General features: G+C 71.3%; 1 protein-coding gene. It reads left to right on the forward strand.

Going from position 1 to position 202, the window contains the following annotated elements; translation table 11 throughout:
* Window positions 1–202: helix-turn-helix domain-containing protein (locus H6A23_RS11335; protein WP_204832271.1), on the forward strand; the 202-nt coding region annotated here is incomplete at both ends.

Here is a 202-nt window from a genome sequence, read left to right on the forward strand (position 1 = left end):
CTCTACGTGAGCGACAAGACCGTCTCAAAGTGGGAGCGCGGGCTCAGCCTGCCCAGCGTGCCACTGCTCGTGCCGCTCGCAGACGCGCTCGGGCTCTCCATCTCCGAGCTCATGTCCTGCGCCGAGGCGCCCGGCGAGAAGAGCGTCGAGCGCGCGGAGGCGGACCGCCTCATCGCGACCTCGCTCGGCCTCTCGGGCACGG

The sequence above is a fragment of the Olsenella uli genome (assembly GCF_016900775.1).
Classification (GTDB): domain Bacteria; phylum Actinomycetota; class Coriobacteriia; order Coriobacteriales; family Atopobiaceae; genus Thermophilibacter; species Thermophilibacter uli_A.